The sequence below is a fragment of the Thermogemmatispora aurantia genome (assembly GCF_008974285.1).
Lineage (GTDB): Bacteria > Chloroflexota > Ktedonobacteria > Ktedonobacterales > Ktedonobacteraceae > Thermogemmatispora > Thermogemmatispora aurantia.
This window is the reverse complement of record NZ_BKZV01000003.1, coordinates 125,643-152,389: the sequence shown is the minus strand read 5'-3', so window position 1 is coordinate 152,389 and position 26,747 is coordinate 125,643. Positions and strand designations below refer to the sequence as shown.

19 protein-coding genes are annotated in these 26,747 nt (G+C 62.3%); 10 read left to right on the top strand and 9 right to left on the bottom strand.

The genetic code is table 11. The features are described 5' to 3' along the window. Positions 1–9 precede the first annotated feature (9 nt). Together hisF and hisI are read left to right on the top strand one after the other, a co-directional pair. Positions 10–804, top strand: coding sequence for an imidazole glycerol phosphate synthase subunit HisF (gene hisF, locus KTAU_RS10335; protein WP_151728321.1), 795 nt, complete (start codon positions 10–12; stop codon positions 802–804). Continuing rightward, the gene (gene hisI, locus KTAU_RS10330; protein ID WP_151728320.1) at positions 801–1,796 is read left to right on the top strand and encodes a phosphoribosyl-AMP cyclohydrolase; all 996 of its coding nucleotides are present in this window, start codon (positions 801–803) and stop codon (positions 1,794–1,796) included. Before hisF ends, hisI begins: the two co-directional genes overlap by 4 nt. 79 nt (positions 1,797–1,875) lie before the next feature. Here hisI and KTAU_RS10325 read toward each other — a convergent pair whose 3' ends face one another. The 4 genes from KTAU_RS10325 to KTAU_RS10310 all read right to left on the bottom strand — a co-directional run bounded on the left by KTAU_RS10325 (position 1,876) and on the right by KTAU_RS10310 (position 8,936). Beyond that, entirely contained in the window at positions 1,876–2,868 is a 993-nt protein-coding gene (locus tag KTAU_RS10325) for an HD domain-containing protein (protein WP_151728319.1), read from the bottom strand. Between the two features lie 255 nt (positions 2,869–3,123). Beyond that, complete coding sequence (locus KTAU_RS10320) at positions 3,124–4,347, bottom strand: mannosyltransferase family protein (RefSeq protein WP_151728318.1); 1,224 nt, start codon at positions 4,345–4,347, stop codon at positions 3,124–3,126. A gap of 206 nt (positions 4,348–4,553) precedes the next feature. Next, a complete protein-coding gene (gene ileS, locus KTAU_RS10315; RefSeq protein ID WP_151728317.1) occupies positions 4,554–7,868 on the bottom strand; it encodes an isoleucine--tRNA ligase in 3,315 nt (1,104 codons plus the stop codon). 312 nt (positions 7,869–8,180) lie between these two features. After that, positions 8,181–8,936 (bottom strand): alanyl-tRNA editing protein, encoded by a 756-nt coding sequence (locus tag KTAU_RS10310; RefSeq protein ID WP_151728316.1) that lies wholly within the window; start codon positions 8,934–8,936, stop codon positions 8,181–8,183. A 678-nt stretch (positions 8,937–9,614) separates the two neighbouring features. Here KTAU_RS10310 and KTAU_RS10305 point away from each other — a divergent pair. From KTAU_RS10305 to KTAU_RS10280, 6 genes are all read left to right on the top strand, one after another. After that, positions 9,615–12,470 (top strand): 2-oxoglutarate dehydrogenase E1 component, encoded by a 2,856-nt coding sequence (locus tag KTAU_RS10305; RefSeq protein WP_151728315.1) that lies wholly within the window; start codon positions 9,615–9,617, stop codon positions 12,468–12,470. 217 nt (positions 12,471–12,687) lie between these two features. Then, complete coding sequence (odhB, locus tag KTAU_RS10300) at positions 12,688–14,076, top strand: 2-oxoglutarate dehydrogenase complex dihydrolipoyllysine-residue succinyltransferase (protein WP_151728314.1); 1,389 nt, start codon at positions 12,688–12,690, stop codon at positions 14,074–14,076. A 326-nt stretch (positions 14,077–14,402) separates the two neighbouring features. Further along, positions 14,403–15,953 (top strand): FHA domain-containing serine/threonine-protein kinase, encoded by a 1,551-nt coding sequence (locus KTAU_RS10295; RefSeq protein ID WP_151728313.1) that lies wholly within the window; start codon positions 14,403–14,405, stop codon positions 15,951–15,953. 113 nt (positions 15,954–16,066) lie between these two features. After that, a complete protein-coding gene (locus KTAU_RS10290; protein ID WP_151728312.1) occupies positions 16,067–16,609 on the top strand; it encodes a DUF6391 domain-containing protein in 543 nt (180 codons plus the stop codon). A 24-nt stretch (positions 16,610–16,633) separates the two neighbouring features. Further along, positions 16,634–17,518, top strand: a complete 885-nt coding sequence (locus KTAU_RS10285) for a sulfurtransferase (RefSeq protein ID WP_151728311.1) — start codon at positions 16,634–16,636, stop codon at positions 17,516–17,518. Positions 17,519–17,690: 172 nt separating this feature from the next. Continuing rightward, complete coding sequence (locus KTAU_RS10280; RefSeq protein WP_228026396.1) at positions 17,691–18,704, top strand: phosphotransferase; 1,014 nt, start codon at positions 17,691–17,693, stop codon at positions 18,702–18,704. 96 nt (positions 18,705–18,800) lie between these two features. Here KTAU_RS10280 and KTAU_RS10275 read toward each other — a convergent pair whose 3' ends face one another. Next, entirely contained in the window at positions 18,801–19,784 is a 984-nt protein-coding gene (locus tag KTAU_RS10275; RefSeq protein WP_151728309.1) for an aldo/keto reductase, read from the bottom strand. Positions 19,785–20,519: 735 nt separating this feature from the next. Between KTAU_RS10275 and KTAU_RS10270 the strand changes: the two genes are divergently transcribed. Both KTAU_RS10270 and KTAU_RS10265 read left to right on the top strand, forming a co-directional pair. Further along, a complete protein-coding gene (locus KTAU_RS10270) occupies positions 20,520–21,683 on the top strand; it encodes a tyrosine-type recombinase/integrase (protein ID WP_151728308.1) in 1,164 nt (387 codons plus the stop codon). Positions 21,684–21,800: 117 nt separating this feature from the next. Beyond that, positions 21,801–22,388 (top strand): SLOG cluster 4 domain-containing protein, encoded by a 588-nt coding sequence (locus tag KTAU_RS10265; protein ID WP_151728307.1) that lies wholly within the window; start codon positions 21,801–21,803, stop codon positions 22,386–22,388. Between the two features lie 189 nt (positions 22,389–22,577). Here KTAU_RS10265 and KTAU_RS10260 read toward each other — a convergent pair whose 3' ends face one another. From KTAU_RS10260 to KTAU_RS10245, 4 genes are all read right to left on the bottom strand, one after another. Next, on the bottom strand, positions 22,578–23,054 hold the full coding sequence (locus KTAU_RS10260) for an Hsp20/alpha crystallin family protein (RefSeq protein WP_151728306.1): 477 nt from the start codon (positions 23,052–23,054) through the stop codon (positions 22,578–22,580). A 192-nt stretch (positions 23,055–23,246) separates the two neighbouring features. After that, a complete protein-coding gene (locus KTAU_RS10255; protein ID WP_151728305.1) occupies positions 23,247–24,218 on the bottom strand; it encodes a PfkB family carbohydrate kinase in 972 nt (323 codons plus the stop codon). Beyond that, the gene (locus KTAU_RS10250) at positions 24,215–25,693 is read right to left on the bottom strand and encodes a purine-cytosine permease family protein (RefSeq protein ID WP_228026395.1); all 1,479 of its coding nucleotides are present in this window, start codon (positions 25,691–25,693) and stop codon (positions 24,215–24,217) included. Before KTAU_RS10250 ends, KTAU_RS10255 begins: the two co-directional genes overlap by 4 nt. Further along, positions 25,690–26,742, bottom strand: a complete 1,053-nt coding sequence (locus tag KTAU_RS10245; RefSeq protein ID WP_228026394.1) for an ADP-ribosylglycohydrolase family protein — start codon at positions 26,740–26,742, stop codon at positions 25,690–25,692. Before KTAU_RS10245 ends, KTAU_RS10250 begins: the two co-directional genes overlap by 4 nt. Positions 26,743–26,747 lie beyond the last annotated feature (5 nt).

Here is a 26,747-nt window from a genome sequence, read left to right as displayed (position 1 = left end):
GGGATAGCGATGTTAACGAAACGCATCATTCCCTGCCTGGATGTAGCCGCGGGGCGCGTCGTAAAGGGGGTGAACTTCCTCAACCTGCGCGACGCCGGCGACCCGGTCGAGCTGGCGGCTTTCTACAACGCCGAGGGAGCAGATGAGCTGGTCTTTCTCGACATCACGGCCTCCTATGAGCAACGCAAGACCATGCTCGATGTGGTCGCCCGAACAGCTGAGCAGGTCTTTATTCCGGTGACAGTCGGCGGAGGCATCCGCAGCGTGGAGGACATTCGCGCCACCCTGGGGGCGGGGGCTGATAAGACCTCGCTGAATACCGCGGCAGTACAGCAGCCCGAGCTGCTGCGCGAGGGAGCCGAACAGTTTGGTTCCCAATGCATTGTGCTCGCTATCGATGCCCGCAGCAATCCAGCCATGCCCAGTGGTTACGAGGTCTACATTCATGGAGGCCGTACACCAACGGGCCTCGATGCTATCGATTGGGCCCGCCGTGGCGTCGAGCTGGGCGCGGGCGAGATCCTGCTGACCAGCATGGACCGCGATGGGACGCAGCAGGGGTATGATCTCACCCTGACAGCCCGCATCACGCAGGCCGTCAACGTACCAGTGATCGCTTCGGGCGGCGTTGGAACGCTTGAGCATCTCTATGAGGGGCTGATCAGTGGGGGCGCCGATGCCGTGCTCGCTGCTTCGATTTTTCACTTTGGCCAGTACCGCATCGCCGATGCCAAGCGCTACCTGCGCGAGCGCGGGGTGGCTGTGCGCTGGGATGAAGCAGGCAGAGGAGGAGAAGCGCAATGACGCTCAGGTTTGACCGCCAGGGATTGATGCCAGCGGTCATCCAGGATGATGAGAGCAATGAGGTGCTGATGGTGGCCTTCATGAATGAGGAGGCTCTGCGCCTGACGCGCGAAACCGGCTACACCCACTTCTATAGCCGCTCACGCCAGAAGATCTGGCGCAAGGGCGAGCACTCTGGGCACAGGCAGCAGGTGCGCGCCATCTTTGTCAATTGCGAAGAGAATAGCCTGCTCATCCGCGTCGTCCAAGAGGGTGGGGCAGCCTGCCATGAAGGCTATCGCAGCTGCTACTACCGCCGTCTGCTTCCTGACGATCGCTACGAGGTGGTTGCGAGCCGGGTCTTCGATCCGGTGGCAGTCTATGGTCATTCTACCCCGCAGAGGCAGCCGGTGACGGACCTGCAGCAGAGCCAACAGGAAGCCTCGCCGGAGGAGGTGAGTAGAGGAGGGAAGGCCGGGGCAGACGAAGCCGTAAGCAGGCAACTGGAGACGCTGCTGCGCCAGCTCTACACGGCTTACCAGTATCTGCGCGACCACGATCTGAGCGAGCAGTCACACACCTCGCGCCTGCTTCAGGAGCACAGTCCAACCTACCTCCTCGGGCGGCTGGCCGATGAGCTGCAGGAGCTGATGGGCGTGCTCCAGGGAACGCATCGTCATCGGGATCTGCAGGCCGATACCATCCTGGAGGGCAGTCAGGTCGGCTACTGGCTGCTGCTGCTGGCTACTACCCACCGATTGCCGTACGAGGAGTTCCTGCCTCATCAGGCCCTGCTGGCAGGCTACCAGCAGGCCGTTGGCGAGGAGCAGGCCGTTGAGCAGCAGCAAGCCTGCTTGAGTGCGCTGGCGACCGCCGAGCCTCCCCGTCTCGTCGAGGGCCTGCGGCTCGGCTTTGCTCTCATCGGACGGGCCTGTGCTCTGGCTGGTCTCAGCCCTCTGGAGCCAGCGCGCGACGACCTGGAGCAAATGCGCCGCAAAGGTCTGGTCTCCTAAGCCGAGACGGCTCAGCGCCAGGCTACTCAGCGCTTGATGGGGGAAGGCGAGCAAAAGCGGCTGAGGATCAGACATCGGCTTAGCCGCGCAGGCGCAGATAACTACCTCGTTGGGCCTTGTGCAACACAGCCTGCTGTAGTGCCGCCAGCTCCCCATCGAGCGCCGAGCAGCGGACCAGACTGCCATCCTCCAACAGCACCAGCGGATCAACCATACGCGGCTTCACACGAGCATAGACATCGAAAAGCTGGTCTGCCGAGACCTCCATCACCTCCAGACCAGGCCGCAGCAAGCTCAGGCAGCGTGCGATCTCCGGGTGAGCCATCTGACGGAGCCGGGCTAACAGGTCTGCATCCTCGGTGAACAGATCCTCCTCGCGCAGCAGGCCCTCATTCAAAGCCAGGCGCAAGGCCCGTGCCAGTTGATAGTCGGCAAACATCTCCAACGGATGCATAAACAGCTCCGTCACCAGACGCACATACTGGCGTACAAACCAGATGGCCGCCTCGCGCCCAGCCACGACCATGCGCCCCTCCCGCACGCGGAGTGTCTGCAGAAAGCGCTTCACGTCAACCTGCGTCAGATAGCCCGCATGCCACAGATCGCGCAGCGTATAATCCACCCGATCGGCGCACAGCTCAGGTGCTGGTTGCTCCAAAAGCGGCCAGCGCTCAAAAGCGAGAATCCGCTTCAGGTCCAGCCCGGAGGAATGCAGAAGCGCGGGGAGATCCGAACGCTCGATCACCTGGCGCAGGTGTTGCTCATGATAGTCCTCATCGTAGCAGGCAAACAAATAGTCTGCGACATGGGAGAAGGCGGTATGAGAGACGTCATGTAACAGGCCAGCCAGCTGCTCTTCCAGGCTGCCCCCGAGGAGGCGAATCAGCAGCATCACCCCCACGGAGTGCTCATAGCGCGTTGTATCACGCCCCTCGCGCACCAGATAAGAGGCCCCAGCCTGATGGACCCCTTTCAAACGCTGCAACGCCGCTGAGCCAAGCACCGCCAGTAGCACAGGCTCGCTGAGCCGCTGCTCACCCAGTAACGGATCACGGACCAGCTCTTCTGCCACGCTCTATCTGCTCCTTCCGCGCTTGCGCCGCTCGCTCTTGCCTCAAGCCTCCCTTCTCCGTCTCCAGCAACCTGCCCGTCGCTGGAACCCACTCCTGTCCTCCCCCCTTGGGCAGGCCGGGAAGCTGGCAAGAGAACAGGGGTATTGTTAACTATAGCACCTCACCTCTCTCTTTGCCAGGCTAGCAAAGGCAACCTTGCCAGCAGTGGCCAAGACGGAGAAGCCGCTGGGCTTCCATCCACTGAAGGAGTCGACTCAGGCAACCCAATAATGCAAGGTAAAGAGCAGGGCATTCAACGCAAACAGAGGGGCGCAGAAGCCCCCGTAGATCAGGTCGCAGCTGGGAAAGCGCTTGCTCCAGCGCACCAGCACCAGGAAGAGCGGGAAGGCCATCATCATATAGCGTGGCTGCGAAGCCAGCGTCTCCCCGCTGTTCAGCGGGAAGCAGAGAGCAAAAAGCACCAATCCTAACGAGAAGAAACGGTACGCCATAGGGAGCTGGCGCCAGCCGACCACCAGCACTCCCAGCGGGAACAGGGTAAAGAGCAGATCCATGAGATTGCGCACCGCCATCTCAGTATGCAAGGGACCAGTCAGTAAGGCCCCCAGAGCTGGCCCGAAGGCCTCCCAGGGCAGTTCAAACTGTCGCCCCCAGACCGTGCGCTCCATACGGCTGTAGATGAACGGGTCGCCGAAGCGCACTCCAAGATAGAGCATGTAGGCCGCCAGAGCCGCTGGAATGACGAGGGCTGGCAGAGCGGCCAGCAAACGTCGCAGCCAGAGACGCCACGGCTGAGGCACCGTAGTCTCGCCCGCGCCTGCCGACAGTGGGAGAGCGAGCCAGAAGTGTTCCACATAGAAGAACAAGAAGGGTACCAGCAAGACGATCGCCGTCGAGCGGGTTAGAGCAGCAACGCCCCCCAGCAGGCCCGCCAGCCACCAGCGCCACAGCGCCTTACCCTGCAGCAGAAGGAAGATCGCCAGGGTGAGCAGCAGGAAGAGAGATTCGCTGTAGCCGGCGAAGAAAAAGATCGCATAGGCGTAGAAGGTCAGGTACCAGAGCGTCTTGCGGGCCTGGACCGGATCGAAATCCAGACTCTCTCGGACCAGAACATAGAGCAGAATGAGGGACACGAAGAAGAAGAGATTCGAAAGCAGGAGTTCCGACAGTAAGAACGACAGCGGGAAATGGTCTCCCAGCGCAGCGGCGCCGAGGCGGATCAGCCAGGGCCAGAGCGGGAAAAAGGCCACATCGGCCACGGAGCGATAGCCCACGTGAGCAATGCGCCCGAAGGCATCAGCGTCCCAGTGGTACCAGCCGAGCAGGCAGAAGCGCAGCCCGCTGTTCGCACAAGGGATCGAGGCCATATTTTTGGGGCGGATCAGGACTCCCCCCACATAGGTGATCAAGAGAAGCAAGAGACGGCTGAGTCCAAAGACCCAAGCCGCCTCTTTCCACGCAGATCGCAGCGTACCCATCGCAATGTTCCCAGACCATATCAATATTTCACAGTTGAGCTTGGCTCACCGTTGCTTAGGAACGGTTGAGGAAGCGGTCTGGTACTGAGCTGAACCGATCAGGCTATACCGACTCGTGCTGTGAGCGATCCTGGCCCGGCAGGCTCAGTAGCTCAGCGAGCCTACCAGGCCAGCAAGCAGCCAGCTGTTCAGGAGGAGCAGCCGAGCTAGTGCCTGACAGCGGAGGATGGCGAGGCCGCGATGATCACCTGGACCGTGTAGCCCTCCAGCTTGCGCGGCGAGGTAGGGGAAAGCGTCTCTCGATAGAGTTCGCCAGGCAGTGGCTCAGCGAGTGGCGTTGTCTCAACGTGCAAACTATCGGCGAGCGTCTCCTCCTGCAGCTCAGCGGCATGGCGCTGGACCATTGCCGCCAGCTCCTCATCGGCGCAGAGGGTCAGCTGGATATGGTCCTCGATCTTCAGATTGGCCCGCTTGCGCATGTCCTGGATATAGTGCGTCAGATCGCGGATCAGCCCCTCCTCGCGCAATTCGGGCGTAATCGTCGTCTCCAGGACCACCACCGCGCCACGCTCCTCAGCGGTGACGTAGCCGGGGCGGGCAGTAGCGATGACCTCCACCTCCTCTGGCGTCAAGGTAATCTCGCGGCCCTCGACCGTCAGCGTCAAGACGCCCTGCTCACGCAGCTGGCGGGCGGCTTCGCTGGCAGCGTGCGCATCCAGACTCTTCAACATCGCCAGAATCTTCTGCACCAGCGGTCCATACTTCGGTCCCAGGACCCGAGCCTGGGCACGCAGGGTATAGGCCAGCATCTCGCTATCGTCGCTGAGCAACTCCAGGCGCTTGATATTCAGCTCTTCCAGCACCTGATCCTTCAGACGCAGCACCGCCTCCTGATCGGCCTGCGATGGCAGACGCACATAGAGCGTATTGAGCGGCTGGCGCACGCGGATCTGCGCCTTCTCGCGGGCAGCGCGCCCCAGGCCAACCACGCGCATCACCAGGTGCGTATCCTGTGTCAGGGCCTCATCGATCAGCTCCTGGCGGGCCTGGGGCCAATCGCACAGATGCACACTGAGAGGAGCCTCCTGTTGAACGCTGCGCACCAGGTTCTGATAGAGGCTCTCTGAGAAGAACGGCACAAAAGGAGCCAGCAGCGTCACCAATGTTGTCAGGCACTCGTAGAGCGTCAGATAGGCGCCGAGTTTATCGTCATCGAGCTCCGACTTCCAGATGCGCTCACGGCTGCGGCGTAGATACCAGTTCGACAGATGCTCGATGAAGTTTTGGAGAGACTCCGTGGCATGGGCGCTATCGTAGCGTTCCAGGCTGGCGGTTACCTCCAGAATCGTCTGCTGCAGCTCCGAGAGAATCCAGCGATCCAGATTGCTGCGCCGCTCCACAGCCAGCTGATAGCGCGTCGGATCGAAGCTGTCGATATTGGCATAGGTCACAAAGAACCAGTAGATGTTCCAGACCTTATCGAGGGCGCGACGCACCAGCATCCACTTCTCGCTCAGGCGCACCGGAACGCCCTCGCGGGCGGCTCGTTCGACGTCTTCCTGACTAGGGATACGCGGGAAGCGCAGGTTCTGCTCGGGGTCCTGACTGGTATAGAGCCAGCGCATCGTATCGGCGCCCACGCGCTCGGCGGCATCGTCGAAGTCGATAGCGTTGCCCTTCGACTTGTGCATAATCTCGCCATCCTCATCGAGGACAGTCGCGTACCCGAGCAAGGTTTTAAAGGGCGTCGTCCTCTCCAGAACCGTGCTCATCACCAGGAGAGCATAGAACCAGTTCTTGAACTGGCCCGGGAAGGACTCCGTCACGAAGTCTGCCGGGAACCACTGGCGCCAGTAGTCGCGATTGTGGCGGTAGTCCAGCGTTGAGAAAGGCACGATGCCGGCATCCAGCCAGGGATTGCCCACGTCCTTGATGCGCGAGACCAGGGCCCCGCATTGCCGGCAACGGATCTTGACGGCATCGATCCAGGGACGATGCGGAGAATGGCCTTCGAACTCCTCCCAGCCCTCGACAGCGCGCTCGCGCAGCTCCTCCTTACTGCCAATGACCTCGAAAGTACCACACTGCTGGCACTCATAGATCGGCAGCGCCAGCCCCCAATAGCGCTTTTTCGAGATCATCCAGTCGTCCATGTTGCGCAGCCAGTCCAGCTCGCGCTCCAGGCCAAAGGCCGGAATCCAGGTGACCTGGCGAGCGACCTCCATGATCTCGTAGCGCAGCTGCTCCATCGAGATATACCACTCGTCGACCAGGCGGAAGATCAGCTCGGTCTTGCAGCGCCAGCAGACCGGATAGCGGTGGCGATAGTTCTGCGAGCGATAGAGGAGACCCTTCTGGGCCAGATTCTCGGCGACAGGCCGTGCCACTTCCGAGACCGACTGGCCGGTGAGCCAATCGTAGCCCTCGACATAGACCCCAAATTCATCGACTGGGGCCAGAACCGCCAGATCGAACTCCTTCGAGAGGGCGAAGTCCTCACGACCACAGCCTGGAGCGATATGGACGATGCCCGTTCCCTCGCTGGCGCTGACCTCCTTCCAGGGGATAACGCGATGGCTCACGCCCTGAGCGGCGGGCAGCTCATCGAAAGGACCGCGGTAGCTCCAGCCCACCAGCTGCTCGCCCTTGAGACGTTCCAGAATACGATACTCACCCTTATCGCGTCCGCGCAGCTCCCGCAGCAGATTCAGACGCTCCTCCGCCAGATAGAAGATCTGCCCATCCTGCTCGACTTTGACGTAGGTCAATTCGGGATGGACCGCAGCGGCCACGTTGGCGGCCAGTGTCCAGGGGGTAGTTGTCCAGACCAGCAGGAACTCCCCCGGGCGCTCGACCAGCGGGAAGAGCACATACAGGCTCAGATGGCTGACCTCATGCCAGTCCTCCGAGAGGGTCTCCATATTGGAGATGCCGGTACCGCAGCGAGGGCACCAGGTCATGACATCGTGCCCTTTGTAGATCAGGCCACGCTCGTAGCAGCGCTTCAAGAAGTGCCAGATCGTATAGTTATTTTCATCGGAAAGCGTGTAGTAGTCGTTGCCCCAATCCATCCAATAGCCCAGCCGGATCGACTGCTCGGTGATACGGCGGGCGAAGCGGAAGACGCGCTCCTTGCACAGCTCGACAAAGCGCGCGATGCCAAACTGTTCGATTTCTCGCTTGTTCTTCAGGCCCAGCTCCTGCTCGACATTGACCTCCACCCACAAGCCCTGGCAGTCAAAGCCGTTCTGGTAGCGCTGCCGGTAGCCCTGCATGGTCTTGAAACGCTGGAAGAGATCCTTATAGGTACGGCCCCAGGCATGATGGACGCCCATCGGGTTGTTGGCAGTCATCGGGCCATCGAGAAAAGAATATTGCTTGTCGCTCTGATCGTTGCGGTGCACGTAGCGCTGGAGCACGCCGTTCTCATCCCACCAGCGCTGAATCTCGTGCTCCAGCGCTGGATAGTCGACACGGTCAGCCGCGATTACTGGCCGAAAGACACTTGCTTCACCTGACACGTCAGCTTCCTCCTCGCTCACTGACAGATTGCCTTGCCTTATCTGGCATCGGCTGGACCTGGCTCAGCCAAGTCTGGCTTTGTTGCTGCTTCCTTGTTTCTACACTGCCTGATGTATGTGCATCACCCGCTCCGCTGCTCGGCTGGCCAATCGCTGAGCCTCAACGCTGGCTGACTGTTCTCCGGTGGGGCGACAGCCAGCGCGGTGGCAGCGTGCCCTCACGCGGACAATGACCTACTCAGATCGGTGAAGCTGCTCGTGAGAGCAGGGCGGAGAGCGGGAGGCGGACCGGGGGCCGCCCGCCCGGCGGTCTCATGGCAGAGCAGCGTTGGGATTGGAGCCTGGTAGCTCATCAACCAGCTGGATTTCCAGGCGCTTATTGAGCCGCCCCTTGTTCTCGGCCCGGACAATGCGAATGCCACCGACCTCCCTGGTATGGCGGACATGGGTTCCACCGTCGGCCTGGAGATCGAGGCCAACGATCTCCACGATCCGCACTTCCTCCAGGTCTGGGGGCAAGAGGTTGGTGCGCGTACGGATCAGGTCGGGGATGGCAAAGGCTTTCTCGCGCGGCAGGTTATAGACCCGGATAGGCAGATCGGCCTCGATGGCCTCATTGACGCGCTGCTCAATAAAGGCCAGGCGCTCTCTGGTCAGGCCCTCCATGGCGAAGTCCATGCGTGCCCGATCGGGGTACATCTGACCTCCAGTCACTGGGACGCGGAACTCCTGCCAGATCACACCGCAGAGCAGGTGTAGAGCCGTATGCGTGCGCATCATGCGATAGCGGAAATCCCAGTCGATGCGCGCCGTTACCTCGGTGCCCACGGGAGGGGGAGGACTGTCGAGCAGGTGCCAGACCACCTCTCCCTGCTTGCGCAGGGCAATGACACTGGCCTGCTGGCGCCCGTGATCCCAGGAGAGCGTACCGCGGTCGGCCATCTGGCCTCCGCCGCCGGGATAGAAGACGGTGGCATCGAGGGCCAACTCATCGCCCTCCGCGGCAACGACTTTGGCGCTGCATTCAAAGGTATAGCTATTCTCCAGGTAGATCAGCTTCGTCTTCATCCTGCAAGCTCCGATCTCCGTATGAAAAAAAACCTCTCATCCGCGCAGGACGAGAGGACTTCCCGTGGTACCACCCGCATTAGTCACGACTGGGCGCCCCTCACGAGCCTCTCCCGGGGAAGGGAAGAGATAGCTCCAGCTCGACTCGTCCCTGTGCGCGCGCTCAGGCGCGGGGCTGCTCATCGAGCCGGCCTGGCCCATCTGGCACTCGCCGCGACTCGCTCCATGCCGCCGTCTCCCTCGATGTGATATACTATTTGTCGGTCCCCCGCCCTCAGCCTGATCGGGCCAGCGTGGCACGCATGAGCTTGTTCTGCTTGTCTCTTGCGTCTCTCAGCTCAGGCGCAATGCCCGACTCGACTGAAGACCGTTGCCGCGCTTCGGCACGGAGGCGGGATCATCGAGAGGTTGAGACAGGCGGCCCTCTCTGGTAACGGAGAGGCGCCGGCTAGCTCTACTCGCTTGCGCGTTCTGCTAGCTGCTCAGGAGTGATCTTCGGCCTGCTCCTTAGCATCCGGCTCTCACCTTGCCCGGACTCTCTGTCACCAGGGAAGCGGCCTACTGGCTCCCTCTTCGCATCTGTCTGGACTGTGCTTGTGTTCGCTCTCGGTGGATAGAGGCTACCGCGTTGAGTATGCCATATTCATCACTCTGTGTCAAGCCGCATAAAGGAAACCGATGGATAATTTACAGACATTTTATGGTCCAAATGCAGGCTATGTGCTCGATCTGTATGAACGTTATCGAACTGATCCCTCAGCAGTAGATGAGAAGACGCGCGCCATCTTTGCTCGCTGGAGGCCGGTGGTCCTAGCGGAAGGGGAGGCCCTGGCTCCGGGGAGGGCAGAGGGGGCGCCGTTTGCTGTAGAGAAAGTAGTGGCGGCGGTGGCTTTGGCCCATGCCATCCGCGAGCGTGGTCACCTGGCGGCCCAGCTTGATCCCCTTGGGCGCCCGCCACAGGGCGATCCGGCCTTATTGCCCGAAAGCCACGGCCTCACCGAAGAGGATCTGGTCCAACTGCCGGCCAGTGTCGTTGGCGGACATGCCGCCGAGGGAGCGCGCAATGCCCTAGAGGCTATGCAGCGCCTGCGCGCCATGTACTCAGGGACCATCAGCTACGAGTTCGACCAGGTCAAGAGTCCCCAGGAGCGTCTCTGGCTGCGTGACGCCGTGGGGCTGCAGCTCTTCCAGCGCCGCCTCAGCCCCCAGAGCAGTCGCCAGTTGCTGCAGCGCCTGACCCAGGTTGAGGTCTTCGAGCGCTTCCTGCACCAGACCTATCCAGGCCAGAAGCGCTTCTCGATCGAGGGCTGCGATGTCCTGGTGCCGATGCTGGATGAGCTGATCCGCTGCGCGCTGGAGTCAGAGACGCGGGAGGTCATCATCGGCATGGCCCACCGTGGGCGTCTGAACGTGCTTGCCCACGTCCTGGGGAAGTCCTATCAGGCTATTCTGGCGGAGTTCGCCCACACGCGCCATGAGGAGGGGGTGCCGTTGACCGATACCTTCGGCTTCGGCTGGAGCGGCGATGTGAAATATCACCTTGGCGCAGAGCATCTGTTGGGCGGTGAGCGCTCGCTGGCTCTTAAGGTCATCCTGGCCCCCAATCCCAGCCATCTGGAGTTTGTGAATCCAGTGGTGGAGGGCATGACGCGCGCGGCTCAGGAACGCCGCGATCGAGCCGGGGCGCCGCGTCAGGAGCTGGATGAAACCCTGCCGATCCTGATCCACGGCGACGCCGCTTTCCCGGGCGAGGGCGTGGTCGCCGAGACGCTGAATCTCTGGCATCTGCAGGGCTACTCGGTCGGGGGTACGATCCATATCATTCTCAATAATCAACTAGGCTTTACGACGGAACCCCAGGAGAGCCGATCGACGCTCTTCGCCAGCGATCTGGCCAAGGGCTTTAGCATCCCCATTATTCATGTCAATGCCGATGACCCCGAGGCGGCCTTGACCGCCATCCGCCTGGCCCATGCCTATCGCGATGAGTTCCACAAAGATATTCTGATCGAGTTGGTCGGTTACCGGCGCTGGGGCCATAACGAGGGCGATGAGCCGGCCTTTACCCAGCCGCAGCTCTATGAGCTGATCCGTGCCCATCCGACAGTGCGCGAGCTGTATGCCCGACACCTGCAGGAGCAAGGACTGGTAACGTCTCAGGAATGCGAGCAGATGGTAGAGGAGGCTTTTGCAACGCTGCGCCGGGCGAAGCAGGAGGTAGACGAGGACCCGCAGCGCTTCGAGCAACTGGGGGGGAATGGACAGAACGGTCTGGCTGTGGAGCTAGAACCTGCCCCGCCTGTTTCCGCGGAGCAGCTGCGCCAGTTCAACCGTGAGCTGCTGCGCTGGCCCCAGGGCTTCACCGTGCATCAGCGTCTGGCGCGCGTGCTCCAGCGCCGCGCCGATGCGCTGGAGCAAGGGAGCATCGATTGGGGTCATGCCGAGGCCCTGGCCTTCGCTTCGATCCTGGCCGATGGAATCCCTATCCGCCTCAGCGGGCAGGATTCCGAGCGAGGCACCTTCAGTCAGCGCCATGCTGTGCTGCACGATAGCCATACAGGTGAGCGCTATGTGCCGCTGCAGCATCTCTCACAGGCCCAGGCCAGCTTCGCCATCTACAATAGCCCGCTCACTGAGACAGCGGTACTGGGCTTCGAGTATGGCTATAGCGTGCATGCGCCGGAGGCGCTGGTGCTGTGGGAGGCCCAGTACGGCGACTTCGCTAATGTGGCCCAGGTCATTATCGACCAGTTCATTGCTGCGGGGCGGGCCAAGTGGCGTCAGAACTCGTCGGTGGTGCTGCTGCTGCCGCACGGTTATGAGGGCCAGGGGCCAGACCATTCGAGCGCACGTCTGGAGCGCTTCCTGCAGCTGTCGGCGGGCCATAATTGGCGAGTGACCAATTGCTCAACAGCGGCCCAATACTACCACCTGCTGCGCCAGCAGGCGCATAGTCTCCAGCGTCATCCATTGCCACTTGTGGTGCTCACCCCCAAGAGTCTGCTGCGCCATCCGTTGGCCGCGGCGAGACTGGAGGAGCTAACGAGCGGGCGCTTCCAGCCGGTGCTCGACGACGCTGAGGCGCAGCAACGGGCGCAGACCATTCGTCGGGTGTTACTGTGCAGCGGGAAGATGGCCATCGATCTGCTGGCAAGCGAGCAGCGCTCTCGGGCCAGCGAGGTAGCGGTAGTGCGTGTGGAACAGCTCTATCCGCTGCCAGAGGAGGAGCTGCTGCAGGTGTTGAGTTGCTATCCTTCCATGCAAGAGCTGGTCTGGGTCCAGGAGGAGCCGCTCAATATGGGAGCCTGGAGTTATATGGCGCCTCGCCTGCAGAGATTGCTCGCCTCGCTTTCCACACCACAGGCAGTGTTGCGGGTGTTGGCACGCCCTGAGAGCGCCAGCCCGGCGACCGGCTTCATGGACCGCTACGAGGCCGAACAGCGTGCATTGATCGAGGGGGCTTTGCTCGGCGAGGGTGGCCTGCTGGTCGAAAAGCGCGCTGCTGAGACGCCGGCAGGCAAGCGTCGGCGCTAGCGTTGGCACTGGCAGCGGCGGAGCAAGCCAGGCCAGGGCCAGAGCGAACGGGCAGGCCATGCATGGCGATGCTATAATAGGCCAGGAGAAGCCAGCGCGCTGGCCCTCTTCGAGCGCGCTGGCTCGCCTTTGGCATCCTTCGGCCTCTGAGAAAGGTTCGGCACTCATCAGAAGCAACAGTCAGCACTGCAGCAGGAAGGAAAGGCAGAACGAGAAGATGGCGATAGATATTCGTGTTCCGACCCTGGGCGAATCGGTGGTCGAGGCCACGGTGGCGCGCTGGTACAAACACGAGGGGGAGCAGGTCCGTCAGGGCGAAGTGCTGGCGGAGCTGGAGACCGACAAGGTAAGCGTTGAGGTGACCGCGGAGCATGACGGTGTACTGGCAGAGATTCTGAAGCGCGAGGGGGAGGATGTAGCCGTTGGGGAGGTTTTGGCTCGTCTCGCCGAGGCAGCTGTGGGAGAGGGGATGAGCGCAGCGTCCGCGGCTGGCGAGGCGCCGACCTCGCGTGAGGTACCGGCTCAGGCCCGGCAGGAGCAGCCAGCAATCCAGCCGGGGAGCGCAGCGTCGAGTTCGCGTCTTGCCGATGGGCAGCGGCCTCCTTCGCCACTGGCGCGTCGCATTGCCGCTGAGTACAACATTGATCTCTCGCAGGTCAGGAGCAGCAGCCCACACGGGCGAGTGACTAAGGACGATGTCCTGCAGTATCTGGAGCAGCAGCAGGCGCTCCAGCAAGGCCAGGGCCAGCCCCAGGGGCAACCGCAGTCAGCGCAATCCGCGGCTACTGCTCCGAGTCGAGGGGATGGAACAACGGCGACGGCGACCCCAGCGGTACCCGCAGCAGGCGAGCGCACAGCAGCGGCAGGGCCAGCCTTGGAGCCGCCACCGCTGCTGATCTCGGAGCCGCGGCGAGAGGAGCGCATCCGGCTCTCGCGCCGGCGCCTGACCATTGCCCAGCGCCTGGTCGAGGCCCAGCACACGGCTGCGATGTTGACCACCTTTAATGAGGTCGACATGAGCGCTATTCTGGCGGTGCGGGCGCGCCACCGCGAGGAGTTCAAGCAGCGCTATGGCATCTCGCTGGGCTTTATGTCCTTCTTCACGAAGGCAGTTGTGGGAGCACTCAAGGCTTTCCCTTATCTGAATGCGGAGCTACAGGGGCGCGAGCTCCTGGTCAAGCACTACTACGACATTGGCATCGCCGTCAGCACAGATGAAGGGCTGGTCGTGCCCGTAGTGCGCGATGCCGACCGCAAGAGCTTTGCGGAAATCGAGCGGGAGATCGCGGAGCTGGCGCGGCGGGCCCGGAATAATGAGCTAACGCTGACAGACCTGCAGGGAGGGACCTTTACTATTACCAATGGTGGGGTCTTCGGCTCGCTGCTTTCGACGCCGATTCTCAACGGCCCCCAGGTAGGCATCCTGGGAATGCACAAGGTCCAGGAGCGTGCTGTTGTGGTGGACGGACAGGTGGTGGTGCGCCCCATGATGTATGTGGCGCTCTCCTATGACCATCGCGTGGTCGATGGCCGCGAGGCGGTGCAGTTCCTGGTCCGTGTTAAGGAGCTGCTGGAAGATCCAGAGCGGCTGTTGTTGGAAGGCTAGTCGGCAGGCGGTCTGTCGTGACAGGCGAGGTAGATGGCGGGTCAACGGTCGCCGACAGAGGAAGGCTGCAGATAGCTCAGGATCGTAGACAGGGTGTTTGCTTCGATTGACAGGGACGGCCTGTTAGGAGATAATCAAAGCTGTGCTGTCCGCGCCCGGCCCGCCCTCCTTGCCAGGGGGAGGGAGAGGAACCGTGCTTCGCGAGCGTTCTGTCAGCGTAAGCGAGGCAGGAGCGGGCAGGCCTGGCTGGCTGGGGAGGGGAAAAGGGGGAGGGAGCGCTCTGGAGTCGTTCGACCGATGGCAGGAATCGAGGAAATGAGCCGGCTATGCAACCACCAGAGAATCCCTATGCTCGGCAGAAGGGGCGCGCCGATGATCTCCAGGCCCTCGTTGGGCGGTCCCTGGGTCAATTCCGTATTGTAGAGCCGCTTGGGGCGGGCGGAATGGCCGCGGTCTTCAAAGCCTATCAACCCTCGCTCGATCGCTATGTGGCCGTCAAGGTGCTTCCGGCACGCTACGCTCATGATCCAGTCTTTGTCAAGCGCTTTGAGCAGGAGGCACGCTCGGTCGCTAAGCTGGTGAATCCCCATATTGTGCAGATCCACGACTTTGGCGAGCAGGATAAGATTACCTACATTGTCATGGAGTATGTCGACGGCGGAACTTTACGGGACCGCCTGAAGGGCCGCTCGCTCTCGCTGGTGGAGGCTGTCGACTTTCTGCTGCAGGCAGCGGAGGGATTGCGTTGTGCTCATAGCCACAATATTGTACACCGTGACGTGAAGCCGAGCAATATGCTCTTGCGCCGCGATGGGCATCTACTGCTCTCTGATTTTGGAATTGCCAAAATCCTGGAGGGGACGACGCACCTGACGCGCGCTGGGGTGGGCATCGGGACGCCACAGTATATGTCGCCAGAGCAGAGTACAGGCCAGGCCGTCGATCAGCGCAGCGATATCTACTCCCTGGGGATCGTCTTTTTCGAATGCCTGACAGGACGGGTGCCTTTCACGGCGGAGAATCCGGTCAGTGTGACGCTGAAGCACTTGCAGGAGCCCCTGCCAGTCGATCCGCTGCGCCAGGCAGGGGTGCCGGCAGTGGTCGAGCAGGTCGTTGTGAAGATGACTGCCAAGGCGCCCGCCGATCGCTACCAGTCCATTGAGGAGATGGCGGAGGCCCTGGTGGCTGCGCTGAATGCTGCCCGTCTACCCATGCCGCGCGCATGGCGGTTGTCGGCCATGCCTCCTTCCCTCTCCGAGAGCAGCGGGTCTGCGGCTACGCTGCTCTCGGCGCAGCCAGGGGCATGGCCGGCTTCTCCTGGAGGCAGAGCGCAGTCCGCTCCTTCCTATGGACTGCCCGCAGCCCCTGGCGTTACCAGCGGGTCAACTCCTGGTCAGGGTCCGGGAGAAGCGTTCCTATCCCGTCCCCCTTCGAGCACCCCTTTCCCGACGGTGACGCTCTCGTGCTTCCGCTGCGGTACACCTAACCCAAGCACGCGCCTGTTCTGCACGACCTGCGGCTATGAGCTGGCCGATCGCAAGGCCGCAAAGGATCACTACGTTGATGCTCAGGGACGGGTGGTGCTGGCCAGCTTGACGCTGCAGAGTGGGCCGCTCGCCGGTCGCTCTTTCCGCTTCCACCAGGACGTGACGACGATTGGGCGCACCAACGGCAACGATTTTATTATTGCCGGTCGCACGGTCTCGCGCCGCCACGCTCGACTCTGGTTCGATAATGGCCTCTGGTACCTGGAGGATCTGCAGAGCGCCAACGGTACCCTGGTGAACGGCGAGCGCATTCAGCAGACGGTGCTGCGCGATGGCGATCTGATCCAGTTCGGCGATGAACGCTTGATCTTTCATATAGTTTATAAATAGTAGGACAAGAGTAGCTGTTGTTCCTAGCAGGCAAGGCTGACAGAACTGTCTGGCTAGCTGATTACGTCACTGTTCAGGCTAGTCTGTTCCTTGCCCGGAAAGGGTAACGAGCGATGGTTTCGTTGAATCCGCTCAATGCGGCACTGCAGCAGCTGCTGCTGGGCAGCGCTGTACGCCAAAATCATGCACTGGAGCATGCAACAATTGTGCTGCTGAGCCGCAAGTTCCCGGAGGTGCGTTTCTCGGGGGTTTCTTCGGCGCTGGGCTTTGTGGTTTTTGGCAATGTACCAACCGAGGAGGTGCTGCCGGCGGCTGAAGAGGCGCTGCACTTGCTGCGTACGACGCAGCCGGAGCTGGCGATCCACGAGCGCTGTGGCACGAATTTGGCCGTGGCAGGCTTGCTGAGCGGCCTGTCGGCGATGACGGTGGCACGCATGCGGCGCCCCTTCAATACCTTCAATAATGTGGTGCTGGCGACCACGGCGGCCCTGGTACTGGCGCGGCCTCTCGGGTTGACGGTTCAGCGCTACCTGACGACACAGACGCCTTCGCCATCAATGCGTATCACCGGGGTGCGGCGCTTCGAGGTGCTGGGGACACCGGCGCACTTTGTGAGCACGGAGAACCCGGAGGCGGAGCGGTTGTTCTCCTGGTAATGGGAGAAAGGAGGCTTTGCGGCAATGACGAGTGGGCAGCGTGACCGCTTGCTGGTCGAGCCGGCCTGGCTGGAGGAGCACCTGCATGATCCACAGCTGCGCATTGTGGATATGCGTGGGTATGTGCGGACGGTGGAGCGTGGAGCAGGTGAGCAGGAGGCGCTGTATGAAGGTGCGCGTGCTGAGTATGAGCAGAGCCACATTCCTGGCGCGGTCTACCTTGACTGGACGAGCGATATTGTTGATCCCGACAGCGAGGTAAAGGCGCAGATAGCTCCGCCGGAACGCTTTGCCGAGGTCCTGGGACGATTAGGCATTGGCGATGAGCATGTGGTGGTGGCCTATGACGCGCACCCGGCCTCGCAGTTTGCGACACGCCTGTGGTGGGCGCTGACCTACTATGGTCATCAAGAGGTACGCGTCTTGAACGGAGGCTTCTCGCGCTGGTTGCGTGAAAGACGACCGGTGACGACGGAAGTGCCACAGTATCCACCAGCGGTCTTTACTCCGCATGTGCAGCCAGAACTGCGGGCCACGGCAGAGGAGGTACTGGCTGCACTGGGACAGGCGGGTATTCAGGTGATCGATGCGCGCGATGTCGGACAGTATAGCGGGCGGGTAGTGCGCCGTCCTGGCCGTCCTGGCCATATTCCGGGGGCCATCAATATCCCGCGTGAGGAGCTGGTTGATCCACAGACGGGCCAGTTTCGCAGCAATGAGGAGCTGGCAGCGGTCTTTGCACGCGCCGGGCTGCGCCCGGAGGAGCGAGTGATCGCCTACTGTAATGGTGGAGTGGCGGCGACGGTCGTCCTCTTCAGCCTGGCTCTGCTGGGCTATCCTCATCTGACAAATTATGATGGTTCTTGGAATGAATGGGGCGTGCGCCCCGATCTGCCTGCAGAAGTGTAATGGGGCTCTGTCTCTGCTTGCTGGACTGTGAGGCGTGCTGATGGAGGGGTTTTTCTCCTCTGACTCTGTGGGGGGTAAGGGCGGGGGATGGCCGGGGATCAGCGGGCCTGATCTCCAAAGAATCATGGAGGGCTTCGGCCTTTCTTCGTCCTGGCGGCCCCTGGAGCTGTTGATGTCCCCCTACAGCCCTGAGCCATTGGGCCTGCTGCTGGAGGTTGAGGGCGAGCGCTATCTGCTGCGCCCGCGTCCGGAGGGACCAGCCGGCGAGGATCATGAACATTGCTATCGTTTTCAGCGTTTCTTGCGCCTGGCCGGTTTGCCGGTGCCGGCGCTACGCCAGACGCCGGCGGGGTCCTATTGTCTGCCACTGGGGGAGGAGTGCTTCGAGCTGCAGCAGTGGCTGGGTGGTGAGGACTTCGCGAGCGCCGGGACTCGCGGGCTGCGTTGGGTTGAGGCCGCAGGGAGAATGCTGGGCCAGCTGCATGAGGCGTCTTTTCGTTTCCCTGGTCCGCAGCACCGCTGGCCCTCGGAGCTGCAGGCGGGCGGGCTGGTCCAGGGCTGGCTCAATCTAGCCCGTGAGCGTGCCGAGCGCTGCGAGGTGGGAGCGATTGCCAGTGCCCTACAAACCTGGGTCGAGCAGTGGGAGGCAGCGCTGCCAGCAGCTATGATGACTCTGGGGGCGGCCCGTGGATTGCCCGAGCTGCACGTTCATGGAGATTATCAGGCGCTGCATCTGCGCTTCAATGCTGAGGGAGTATGTGCAGTCTCGGGCTTTTATGCGTCGCGCTGGGAGAAGCGCGTTCTGGAGGTGGCGGCAGCGCTCTTTGCTTTCAGTGCGTTGGACTGGCAGCCAGAGACGGGTCAGACACCCCCGCTGGTGGCGCGAGGACTGGAGCCGGAGCGAGCACGGGCATTCTTGCGGGGCTATGGAGCGATCGCGCCTCCCCAGGGGCAGGAAGCGGCCTGCCTGGCGGAGGCCCTGACGCTGACGGTGCCCATTCTGACGATCAACGGCCCGCTGGAGGATCTCTTCTTTGCCGAGGAGGCAGCGCTGAACACAAGTGAAAGCCAGGAGCAGGTCGAGGAGCTGTTGGAGTGCCTGGCCTGGGCCAGCGCCTGGCCGGGTTGGCTGCGGCGTGCGCGGCGCTGGCTGGCGGAGCTGTGGGAGGAGGCCGCCACCGGTTAGGCAAACGGTGCGGCAGCCTCCTCCGGTGCCCTGGCTATGGCTCTCATACGGTCTCATCGTCTTGGGGGCCGGACAGGCCACAGCTGTGTTGGTGGCTTACTCGGGGCCGACGACTGGGTGAGGGACGTATGGCTCTTCGAGATAGGCAATGTCTTCAGCGCTCAGATGGACGTCAAGGGCCCCAATGGCTTCTTCCAGCTGGCTGATCCGGGTGACGCCGACAATGGGGGCAGTCACTGGCTCCTTCTGCAGCAGCCAGGCCAGGGCGATCTGCGCCCGGGACACGCCGTATTTGCCAGCGAGCTCGCCGACGCGATCGATGATTCCCTGATCGGCGGCAGCAGTGGCGTCGTATTTGCGCCGGGCCACCTGGTCGGTTTCGGCGCGCCTGGTCGGCGGCTGCGAGGCCTCACGCGCCAATCTGCCGGATGCCAGCGGGCTGTAGGGAATGACACCAATGCCCTCGGCGCGACAGAGCGGGAGCATCTCGCGCTCTTCTTCGCGATAGATGAGGTTGAGGTGATTCTGCATGGAGACAAAGCGTGTCCAGCCATGCCGCTCAGCAACGAAGAGCGCTTTCTGGAACTGCCAGGCGTACATGGCAGAGGCGCCAAGGTAGCGAACTTTGCCGGCCCGGACCAGATCGTTGAGAGCCTCCATTGTTTCCTCAATCGGCGTCTGGTAGTCCCAGCGATGGATCTGATAGAGGTCGATGTAGTCGGTCCCAAGGCGCCGGAGGCTGTGATCAACCTCGCTGAGAATGGCTTTGCGCGAGAGACCAGCCCCGTTCGGTCCTTCGCGCATGCGGAAGAAGACCTTGGTGGCGATGACAACCTCATCGCGCTTGACGAAGTCTTTCAGAGCGCGCCCGAGGATCTCTTCGCTGGCTCCCAGTGAGTAGACATTGGCGGTGTCAAAGAAGTTGATGCCCAGATCCAGGGCCTTCCTGATGATCTGCCGACTCTGCTCTTCGTCCAGAACCCAGGGATGCATCCAGCGACTGGGGTCACCAAAGCTCATGCAGCCAAGACAGATACGGGAGACTTCCAGACCGGTTTTGCCTAATCTGACATATTGCACGATTCACCTCTAATCTCTATATTGTGTTTTCCTCACTGAGAAGAGCAGCGCCAGGTCTGCTGTACTGTGTGAGTCAGGGCAGGAACCGTGGCTTTCTGCAAGAGAGTATAGCGTTTCCACAAGCAGAGGATGTAGGCAGATCCTGGGTGATCTTTGGCCGATTCTGTAACAGGAGGCTGCGCGCGGATAGTGCGGTCTAGCGGGCTGCCGGGGCTTGCTGGGGTGTGGGGTGGCAGAACAAAGGGCACAGGAGGACCGCAATCGGAAGTGGCAGCTCTTTTGCGGCCTCCTATAATTTCGTATTAGTCGGGCAAATACGAAATTTGTCCCGGCCCCAGAGCGCACAATCCCTGACGCTAGTTGCTCTAACACGGAACGGAAGCAGGGTTTCCCTGTGTGATCGTGGCCTGATCGTGGTGAGCCTGGCCGTGCTCCTCAGCAGATCAGCTGTTCCTGGGCACGAGTACGCGAACCGGGCTGCTTGGCTCACCACCCTGGATCTGGCCCAGCGCCGGGCCTGGCCCCCCACCGGAGTCGCGGCGGCTGCCGGTGGTGCTGGCGAGGGAGAGGAGGGAGAAACCTGGCCAGGGGGCAGCCAGCGTGAGGAACCAAGACTATAAGATACGACAGATTCGACAGACCGCTGGCTCCTCTCTCCCCCCTTGACAACCTTCTCTTCCACCTTTATACTTCATATAAAAGCAAATATATATTTTAGTGGAATAGAGAAACAATATGAGCGAAAAGAAACCACCCTCCCGCCTTCCGAGGCAGCAGCGTACGGCCCTGCTCCCCCCGGCGCAGCCCAGGCTGACAGGGATCGTACGCGAGCGAGAGGAACAGCCCGGTGTTCCTGAAGACGAGAGGAAGGGCCTGGACACCATGGCGGGCGAGGACCTGGACCTCCTGCGGAGCATCGCGGACATCGCTGACCTGTACGCTCAGCACGAGATCTTTGCTCGCTACCATCGGCGGCAGGCCCATAACACACGCATTCGCCAGCTCTGGGATCTCAAAGCCTTTGCCACCTTCTGTCTCGAAGCTGGTGTCCGTACCACGGGGGTCGCCCTGCAAGCAGACATCGCCACTCTCACCCAGGCCCTCTTTCTGGAGGCCTCGACCTGGCGCTTTGTTACTGCCGGCCTGATCCAGCTTTTTCTCAGCTGGATGGAGCGCCAGGGCTACGCCATCGACACCATGAACGTGCGTCTCTCCACCCTCAAGCGCTACTGCCGTTTGGCTGCTGATGCCGGCGTGCTCAGTCAGGAAGAACTCTATCGCATCAGCCGTGTCCAGGGCTATCGCCATAAGGAAGGGCGCCACATTGACCGCCAGCGTCCCATCACGCGGCGCGGCGCCAAAAAAGCCGAACCGAACCCCCTGACCGAGGAGCAGGTTGCCTGGCTCAAGCGCTGCCATGATCCCAACACACCCCAGGGACGGCGTGCCCGCGTCATCCTCTGCCTGTTGCTCGATCTCGGACTGCGCGTCGGCGAGCTGGTCGCGCTCCAGGTCAAGGACGTCCAGCTCAGCCGCGGTCTCCTGCGCTTCTACCGTGAAAAGGTCGACCGGGAGCAGACGCATCGACTGTCTGCCGACTGTCTGCAGGCCCTACGCGCCTACTTACCCGACGTCGCCGGCGAGCGCTACCTCTTCCCAGGCTACAAAGGCCGACACATCAGCACGCGCCTCGTTGAGTACCTGCTCAAAGACCTCGGCGATCAGCTCGGCATCGATCACCTCTCCCCCCACGATTGTCGCCATTACTGGGCGACCTACCACGCCAGCCACCAGCGCAACCTGGCCCAGCTCCAGCAAGCCGGCGGCTGGAACTCGCCAGCAATGGTACTGCGCTACTACGTGGCCTCCGAGATTGCCAACGAGGGCCTTCTTCCTTGACTTGACCAGAGCAAGAGCAAGAAGGCTACAATAGCAACGACCAGGCAAAGCACTGCCCCCACCTATCCCGGTCGGGAGCGCGGCCCAATTCGCAGCAAAGCAGAGGAGGAGAAAAGCATGGCCTTCAAGATCGGTGTCTATGGCTCCAACATCGTCGAGAGCGAGCGCGCCCTCAGCCTGGCCCGCGAGCTGGGCCAGGCCCTGGCTGCACATGGCTGCATCGTCATCACCGGTGCCTGCAGCGGTATGCCCTACGCCGTGGCCAAAACCGCTTTCGAGCACGGGGCCGAGGTCTGGGGCTTCACCCCGGCCCTCAACCTTGATGAGCATCGCCGCGCCTACCCCCAGGACGACATCGGCATCTACCGCCGCTTGATCTATGTACCCCCCGGCTACCACGATCTTTTCGGCCTGACCCCGGCTACAGCAGAACAGGACTGGGGCGCTCGTCTGAAATACCGTAACGTCATCTCGACGGTCAACAGCGACGCCGGCATCATCATCAGCGGCGGCTGGGGCACCCTCAATGAATTCACCAACCTGATTTACGAAGGCAAACCTATCGGCGTCCTTGTCGGCAGCGGCGGTCTGGCCGATGAGCTGCCCGCCTGGTACCCCCGATTGCGCAAAAAAACAGCCTCGCCGGTCCTTTTTGAAGGGAACCCGACGAGGCTGCTCTCGCTCATTCTGCAGCGCCTGGAGTGAGCTAGTACCGAGCTGTACCGGCAGCGACACAGGAAGCGAGGGCGTCCGAAGAGGGAGGAAGAGGGTGGCGGACCCTGGAGCACTTCAGGGTGCCTGCCGGAGGCACAGCGAGGAAGACCGCAGCCGGCTCACCCAGAGCGGGCTGCGATCAGCACTGGGGCCTCCGGGCGAAGGAGCAGGAGGCCGATCTCAGGCCGTCACCGGCTGCCGCTCAGCCTCGGCAGCGGTGATGCTAATCCGCCTGGGCCGGCTTCCCTCAGCCACGGGCACCGTGATGGTCAGCACACCGTGCTCGTAGTGTGCCTCGACCTTCTCAGCGTCGATCGGACGCTCGAAGGTCACCACCCGTTCGCAGGCGCCGCTGCCAATCTCATGCAGCAGCCAATTGACCTGTCGGCCTTCCTCCACCGCCGTCGGATAGTTGACGCGGATCACCAGGCTCTGGTCCTGCACCTCCAGCCCGATATCCTCGGGCTTGACCCCAGGAACCAGCGCCCGGACGATATATCCCTGCTCCTCCTCGTAAACATCCAGCGGCAGCTGCGGACGTGCCTCACCATCCAGACGCCACAGCGGACGGACAAAGCTCTGCTCAAACAGCCGGTTCATCGCTTCGCGCAGGCTGATCATCTCGCGCAGCGGATCGAAGCGCGTCATGACCATCATGGCGCTCACCCCCTTCTGCAGAAATGATCACAGTCTGAACGGCGTGTAACCAACTGTCCTGAGCGCCGGCGAGGCCGCTCCCCTCAGCGCGCGGCCTGAACCAGCGCGCTTCCTCTCCCACGGGAGCGCCGCCCACCTCACCGGCTACCTTTCTCCCGTTTCCACCCAGAGATAACCCACGCAAGAGGGAATTTATTCCCACTCTCCCCCTCCCTTTCTGCCCTCCGCCAGGGCCATCTCCAGCTCGGCCCGCGTTGGAGTTGTGGCCGGCCCGGCGCGCTCCACCGCCAGCGAGGCAGCCACATTGGCCTCATAGGCTGCCTCCTCAAGGTTCCGTCCCCCCGCCAGCGCCGCCAGAAAGGCCGCCACATGAGCGTCGCCCGCCCCTGTCGTATCTACCACCACTCGCGCCGGCCTGGGCGCAACTCGCAACGGTACTCCCCCAGCGCTCACCAGCCAGCAACCCTCAGCCCCCACCCTCGCAACAACAACCCCCTGGGGAGCGAGTTGCGAACACAGGCGTGCAGCTCCACGGGCCGGCTCCTCCTCGCCACTCAGCAGCTGCAGCTCGCGCGCGTTCAAGCTCAACACGTCCACGCGGCGCAAGACCTGCTCCAGTCGCTGCGTCGGAATGGTTGCCACCAGCGGCCCCGGGTCCAGCACGAGCAGGCAGCCTGGAGCTAAACCCGGCAGCCAGGCCTCCAGAGCCGCACCCGAGAGAGGATAACAGAGATCGTAACCCGAGACGTAGACCGCATCTCCCTCTTGCAAGGCCAGCCCCTCCAGCTCAGGGAGGCTCAGCTCCGCCTCCACACCCGGGGCAGTGACAAAGGTCCGTTCGCCATCTGGCTCAACCAGGCCGATATCAAAGCCCGTGTCCCTCCCTACGACCGGCGGTAGCAGCACCGGAATGCCCGCCGCCGCTAACTCAGCGCGCACCCGATACCCCATCGGCCCATCCCCGATACGCCCTGCATAGGCCGCTGGCAATCCCAGCCGCAGCGCTCCCATCAGGACATTAAAGCCTCCTCCTACCGCCTGCAGCGCACGCTCTGCCAGTAGATCACCACCGCGCTCGGGCAGGCGCTCCACATAGAGCAGCAGATCCACCAGCACACTCCCCACCAGCACCAGACGTCGGGGACGCAATCGCAGCTGGCTCATGCCGATCCCTCTCCCCCCGGCACCCCCGAGGCCAGCCCGCCGGCGGCTTCCAGCACTTCCCTCCTTCCACCAGCCAAGATCAGCAGCCAGTACACGAGCGCGCTCACCACGAACCCCAACAGATAACCAAGGCTGCTAGAGGCGAAGATGCCTCGCGCCAGGGGACCTGTGAACCAGGGTGAGACCGTAAAGAGCAGGCCCATAACAATGCCAAGCAGCCAGGCTATGAGCGCCCGCCAGTTCACTCCAGCTCGATAATAATAGCGGCTTCCCGGCCCCGTCTCTATCAGACCGCGCGCATCATAGCCGCGACGCAGGAGCATATCCACGACAAAGACCGCCGCCCAGGCAGTCAGGCCATCCGAGAGCAGTTGCAAAAAGCTCTCAAACGGTCCGAAGAAATCCTGTGCCACCAGCATTACATAGGCAGCCCCGGCCACCATCAGCACTCCATCAATAAGCACCGTCTTGTAGCGCTCCAGCCGCACGCCGAGCGCCAGCAGATTCAGCCCCGAGGAATAGATCGACAGATCAGCGGAAGCAATCAAGCCACCTACCGCCGTCAGCAGATAAGGGGCAGCCATCCAGGGCGGCAGCTCCTGGCCAATTGCCGTAATCGGGTTGGTCGCGCTTGTCAGGTTGGGCAAGCGGCTCGACAGAAAAACCCCTGTCATGATCAGCACCACCAGCGGGAGCGTGGCCCCCAGCACCGTCCAACCGACAATAGCCCGACCGCTGCTCGCACGCGGCAGATAGCGAGTATAGTCAGCTCCGGCATTGGCCCAGCCAATCCCTGTCCCTGCAATCACAATGCTCAACGTCGCCAGCACTCCGCTATCCCAGGGGCCTGGCGGAGCCGCCAGCACCTTTGCCCAGTCCGTTTTTGTCAGCAAGAACAGCACTACCACCAGTGTCAGCAGACCAAAGATCCAGGTTGCCGCCTGTTGAATCCAGACCAGCGTCGCATGACCGAGCAGGCCAAAAAGCACCACCAGCAGTGCTACCCCCACCAGGCTGACCAGTGTCCAGACAGGGGTCGCCGGCAGTCCCAGCAAACCCAGCAATCCGAGCAGGGCATAGGCAGCCGTAATCACCGTAATCGTCTCCCATCCAACCAGACTGACCCAGCTGATGAGCGTCGGACCCAAATTGCCGCGCGTCCCGAAGGGGGCACGTGATAGCGTCAACATTGGCGCGCCCCCCCACTTGCCAGCCACACTCAGTACACCGACGAGCACGAACGATCCGGCAGAGCCAACCACGGCGACCAGCAGACTCTGCCAGAGATTCAAACCAGCAGCAGTCAAAATACCGCCGTAAACAATGCCTAAGATCCCAATGTTGGCGGCAAACCAGACCCAAAACAGTTCAGTGGGCGCACCGTGACGCTCACCATCCCCAATTGGCTCGATGCCATGCAGCTCGATAGCCCAGGGACGATCAGCTTCCGGCTGTAGCTGTTGTTGCACGCTCACAGGCGTACCTCCTCTTGTTGCAAGCGGGTCCGCAAAGCCAATAGCTCGCTGAGCAACCCGTCGATGTCCAAAGCATTGACCTGCACCACCGTGGTGCGTGCCTCGACAGGGAAAACCTCTAGACCAGAGCAGGCGCCGAGCATAGCCCCCACCAGAGCCGCGATCGTATCGCTGTCCCCGCCGAGGCGGGCCGCTATCAGGCAGGCTCGCCAGGGATCAGCCTGCCAGCGCTGGGCAATGGCAAAGGCCGCCGGCACCGCCTCCTGCGTCGCAACTCCCGTTCCGATCAGATCCACAATCGCATCCTGCGCGCTCTCCTCATCCAACTGGCTCACCAGGTCCACAGCCCAGACCAGTCGCTCCGCCACCGAGGCCCCCGCCACATAGGCCCCCCGTTCCTGCCCCAGACGTGCCAGACGCCGCGCCTCGTTGACCGCCTCCACAAAGCTTGCTCCCTCCAGACCAGCGCTGATGACCGCCGCCACCGCCGCCGCCCCGGCGATCGCCAGACCCGTAAAGTGAGTTGGGCGACAGGCCTCCTCAACTCGTTTCAGAAAGCGCTCAACCGGTTCTAGCGGCACCGCGATCCCTACAGGGGCAATGCGCATGGCCGCCCCATTGGTATCGCCCCGCCGCCCGGCCTCCTCGGGAGCTGCTCCTCGCTGTACCGCCTCCAAGGCCCGCCGCGACGATGGCCCAAGCTGTTCACTTCCATCGGCCTCCGCCTGCTCGGCCCAGCGGAGCAGTTCCTCTACGAACCGCGCGCCCTCTACATGGCCCTGGCCCTCCACCAACAGGCGTGCCACCAGCAGAGCTTGCTGCGTATCATCGGTCACTCGACCAGCCGGCTGTCCAGCGCTGATGGCATTCTGCAGCGGGCCAGCCTCAAACCCCTCCAGGACCGGAAAAAGCTGGGCCACCATCGGGCGTGGCAGCATCTGCGTTGGCATACCCAGGGCATCACCAATTGCCAGCCCCAGCAAGGTCCCTTGCGCCCGGCGCATCATCTCTTGCTGGTCGCGTAGCGCTGCTTGGCGCGCTTCATGCATGGCTG

Bases quoted from the DNA above. Each gene is read 5' to 3' on its own strand.
- hisF (WP_151728321.1), top strand. From the start codon at position 10: ATGTTAACGAAACGCATCATTCCCTGCCTGGATGTAGCCGCGGGGCGC.
- hisI (WP_151728320.1), top strand. From the start codon at position 801: ATGACGCTCAGGTTTGACCGCCAGGGATTGATGCCAGCGGTCATCCAG.
- KTAU_RS10320 (WP_151728318.1), bottom strand. From the start codon at position 4,347: ATGGGTACGCTGCGATCTGCGTGGAAAGAGGCGGCTTGGGTCTTTGGA.
- KTAU_RS10310 (WP_151728316.1), bottom strand. From the start codon at position 8,936: ATGAAGACGAAGCTGATCTACCTGGAGAATAGCTATACCTTTGAATGC.
- KTAU_RS10305 (WP_151728315.1), top strand. From the start codon at position 9,615: ATGGATAATTTACAGACATTTTATGGTCCAAATGCAGGCTATGTGCTC.
- odhB (WP_151728314.1), top strand. From the start codon at position 12,688: ATGGCGATAGATATTCGTGTTCCGACCCTGGGCGAATCGGTGGTCGAG.
- KTAU_RS10295 (WP_151728313.1), top strand. From the start codon at position 14,403: ATGCAACCACCAGAGAATCCCTATGCTCGGCAGAAGGGGCGCGCCGAT.
- KTAU_RS10290 (WP_151728312.1), top strand. From the start codon at position 16,067: ATGGTTTCGTTGAATCCGCTCAATGCGGCACTGCAGCAGCTGCTGCTG.
- KTAU_RS10285 (WP_151728311.1), top strand. From the start codon at position 16,634: ATGACGAGTGGGCAGCGTGACCGCTTGCTGGTCGAGCCGGCCTGGCTG.
- KTAU_RS10280 (WP_228026396.1), top strand. From the start codon at position 17,691: ATGTCCCCCTACAGCCCTGAGCCATTGGGCCTGCTGCTGGAGGTTGAG.
- KTAU_RS10270 (WP_151728308.1), top strand. From the start codon at position 20,520: ATGAGCGAAAAGAAACCACCCTCCCGCCTTCCGAGGCAGCAGCGTACG.
- KTAU_RS10265 (WP_151728307.1), top strand. From the start codon at position 21,801: ATGGCCTTCAAGATCGGTGTCTATGGCTCCAACATCGTCGAGAGCGAG.
- KTAU_RS10260 (WP_151728306.1), bottom strand. From the start codon at position 23,054: ATGATGGTCATGACGCGCTTCGATCCGCTGCGCGAGATGATCAGCCTG.
- KTAU_RS10255 (WP_151728305.1), bottom strand. From the start codon at position 24,218: ATGAGCCAGCTGCGATTGCGTCCCCGACGTCTGGTGCTGGTGGGGAGT.
- KTAU_RS10245 (WP_228026394.1), bottom strand. From the start codon at position 26,742: ATGCATGAAGCGCGCCAAGCAGCGCTACGCGACCAGCAAGAGATGATG.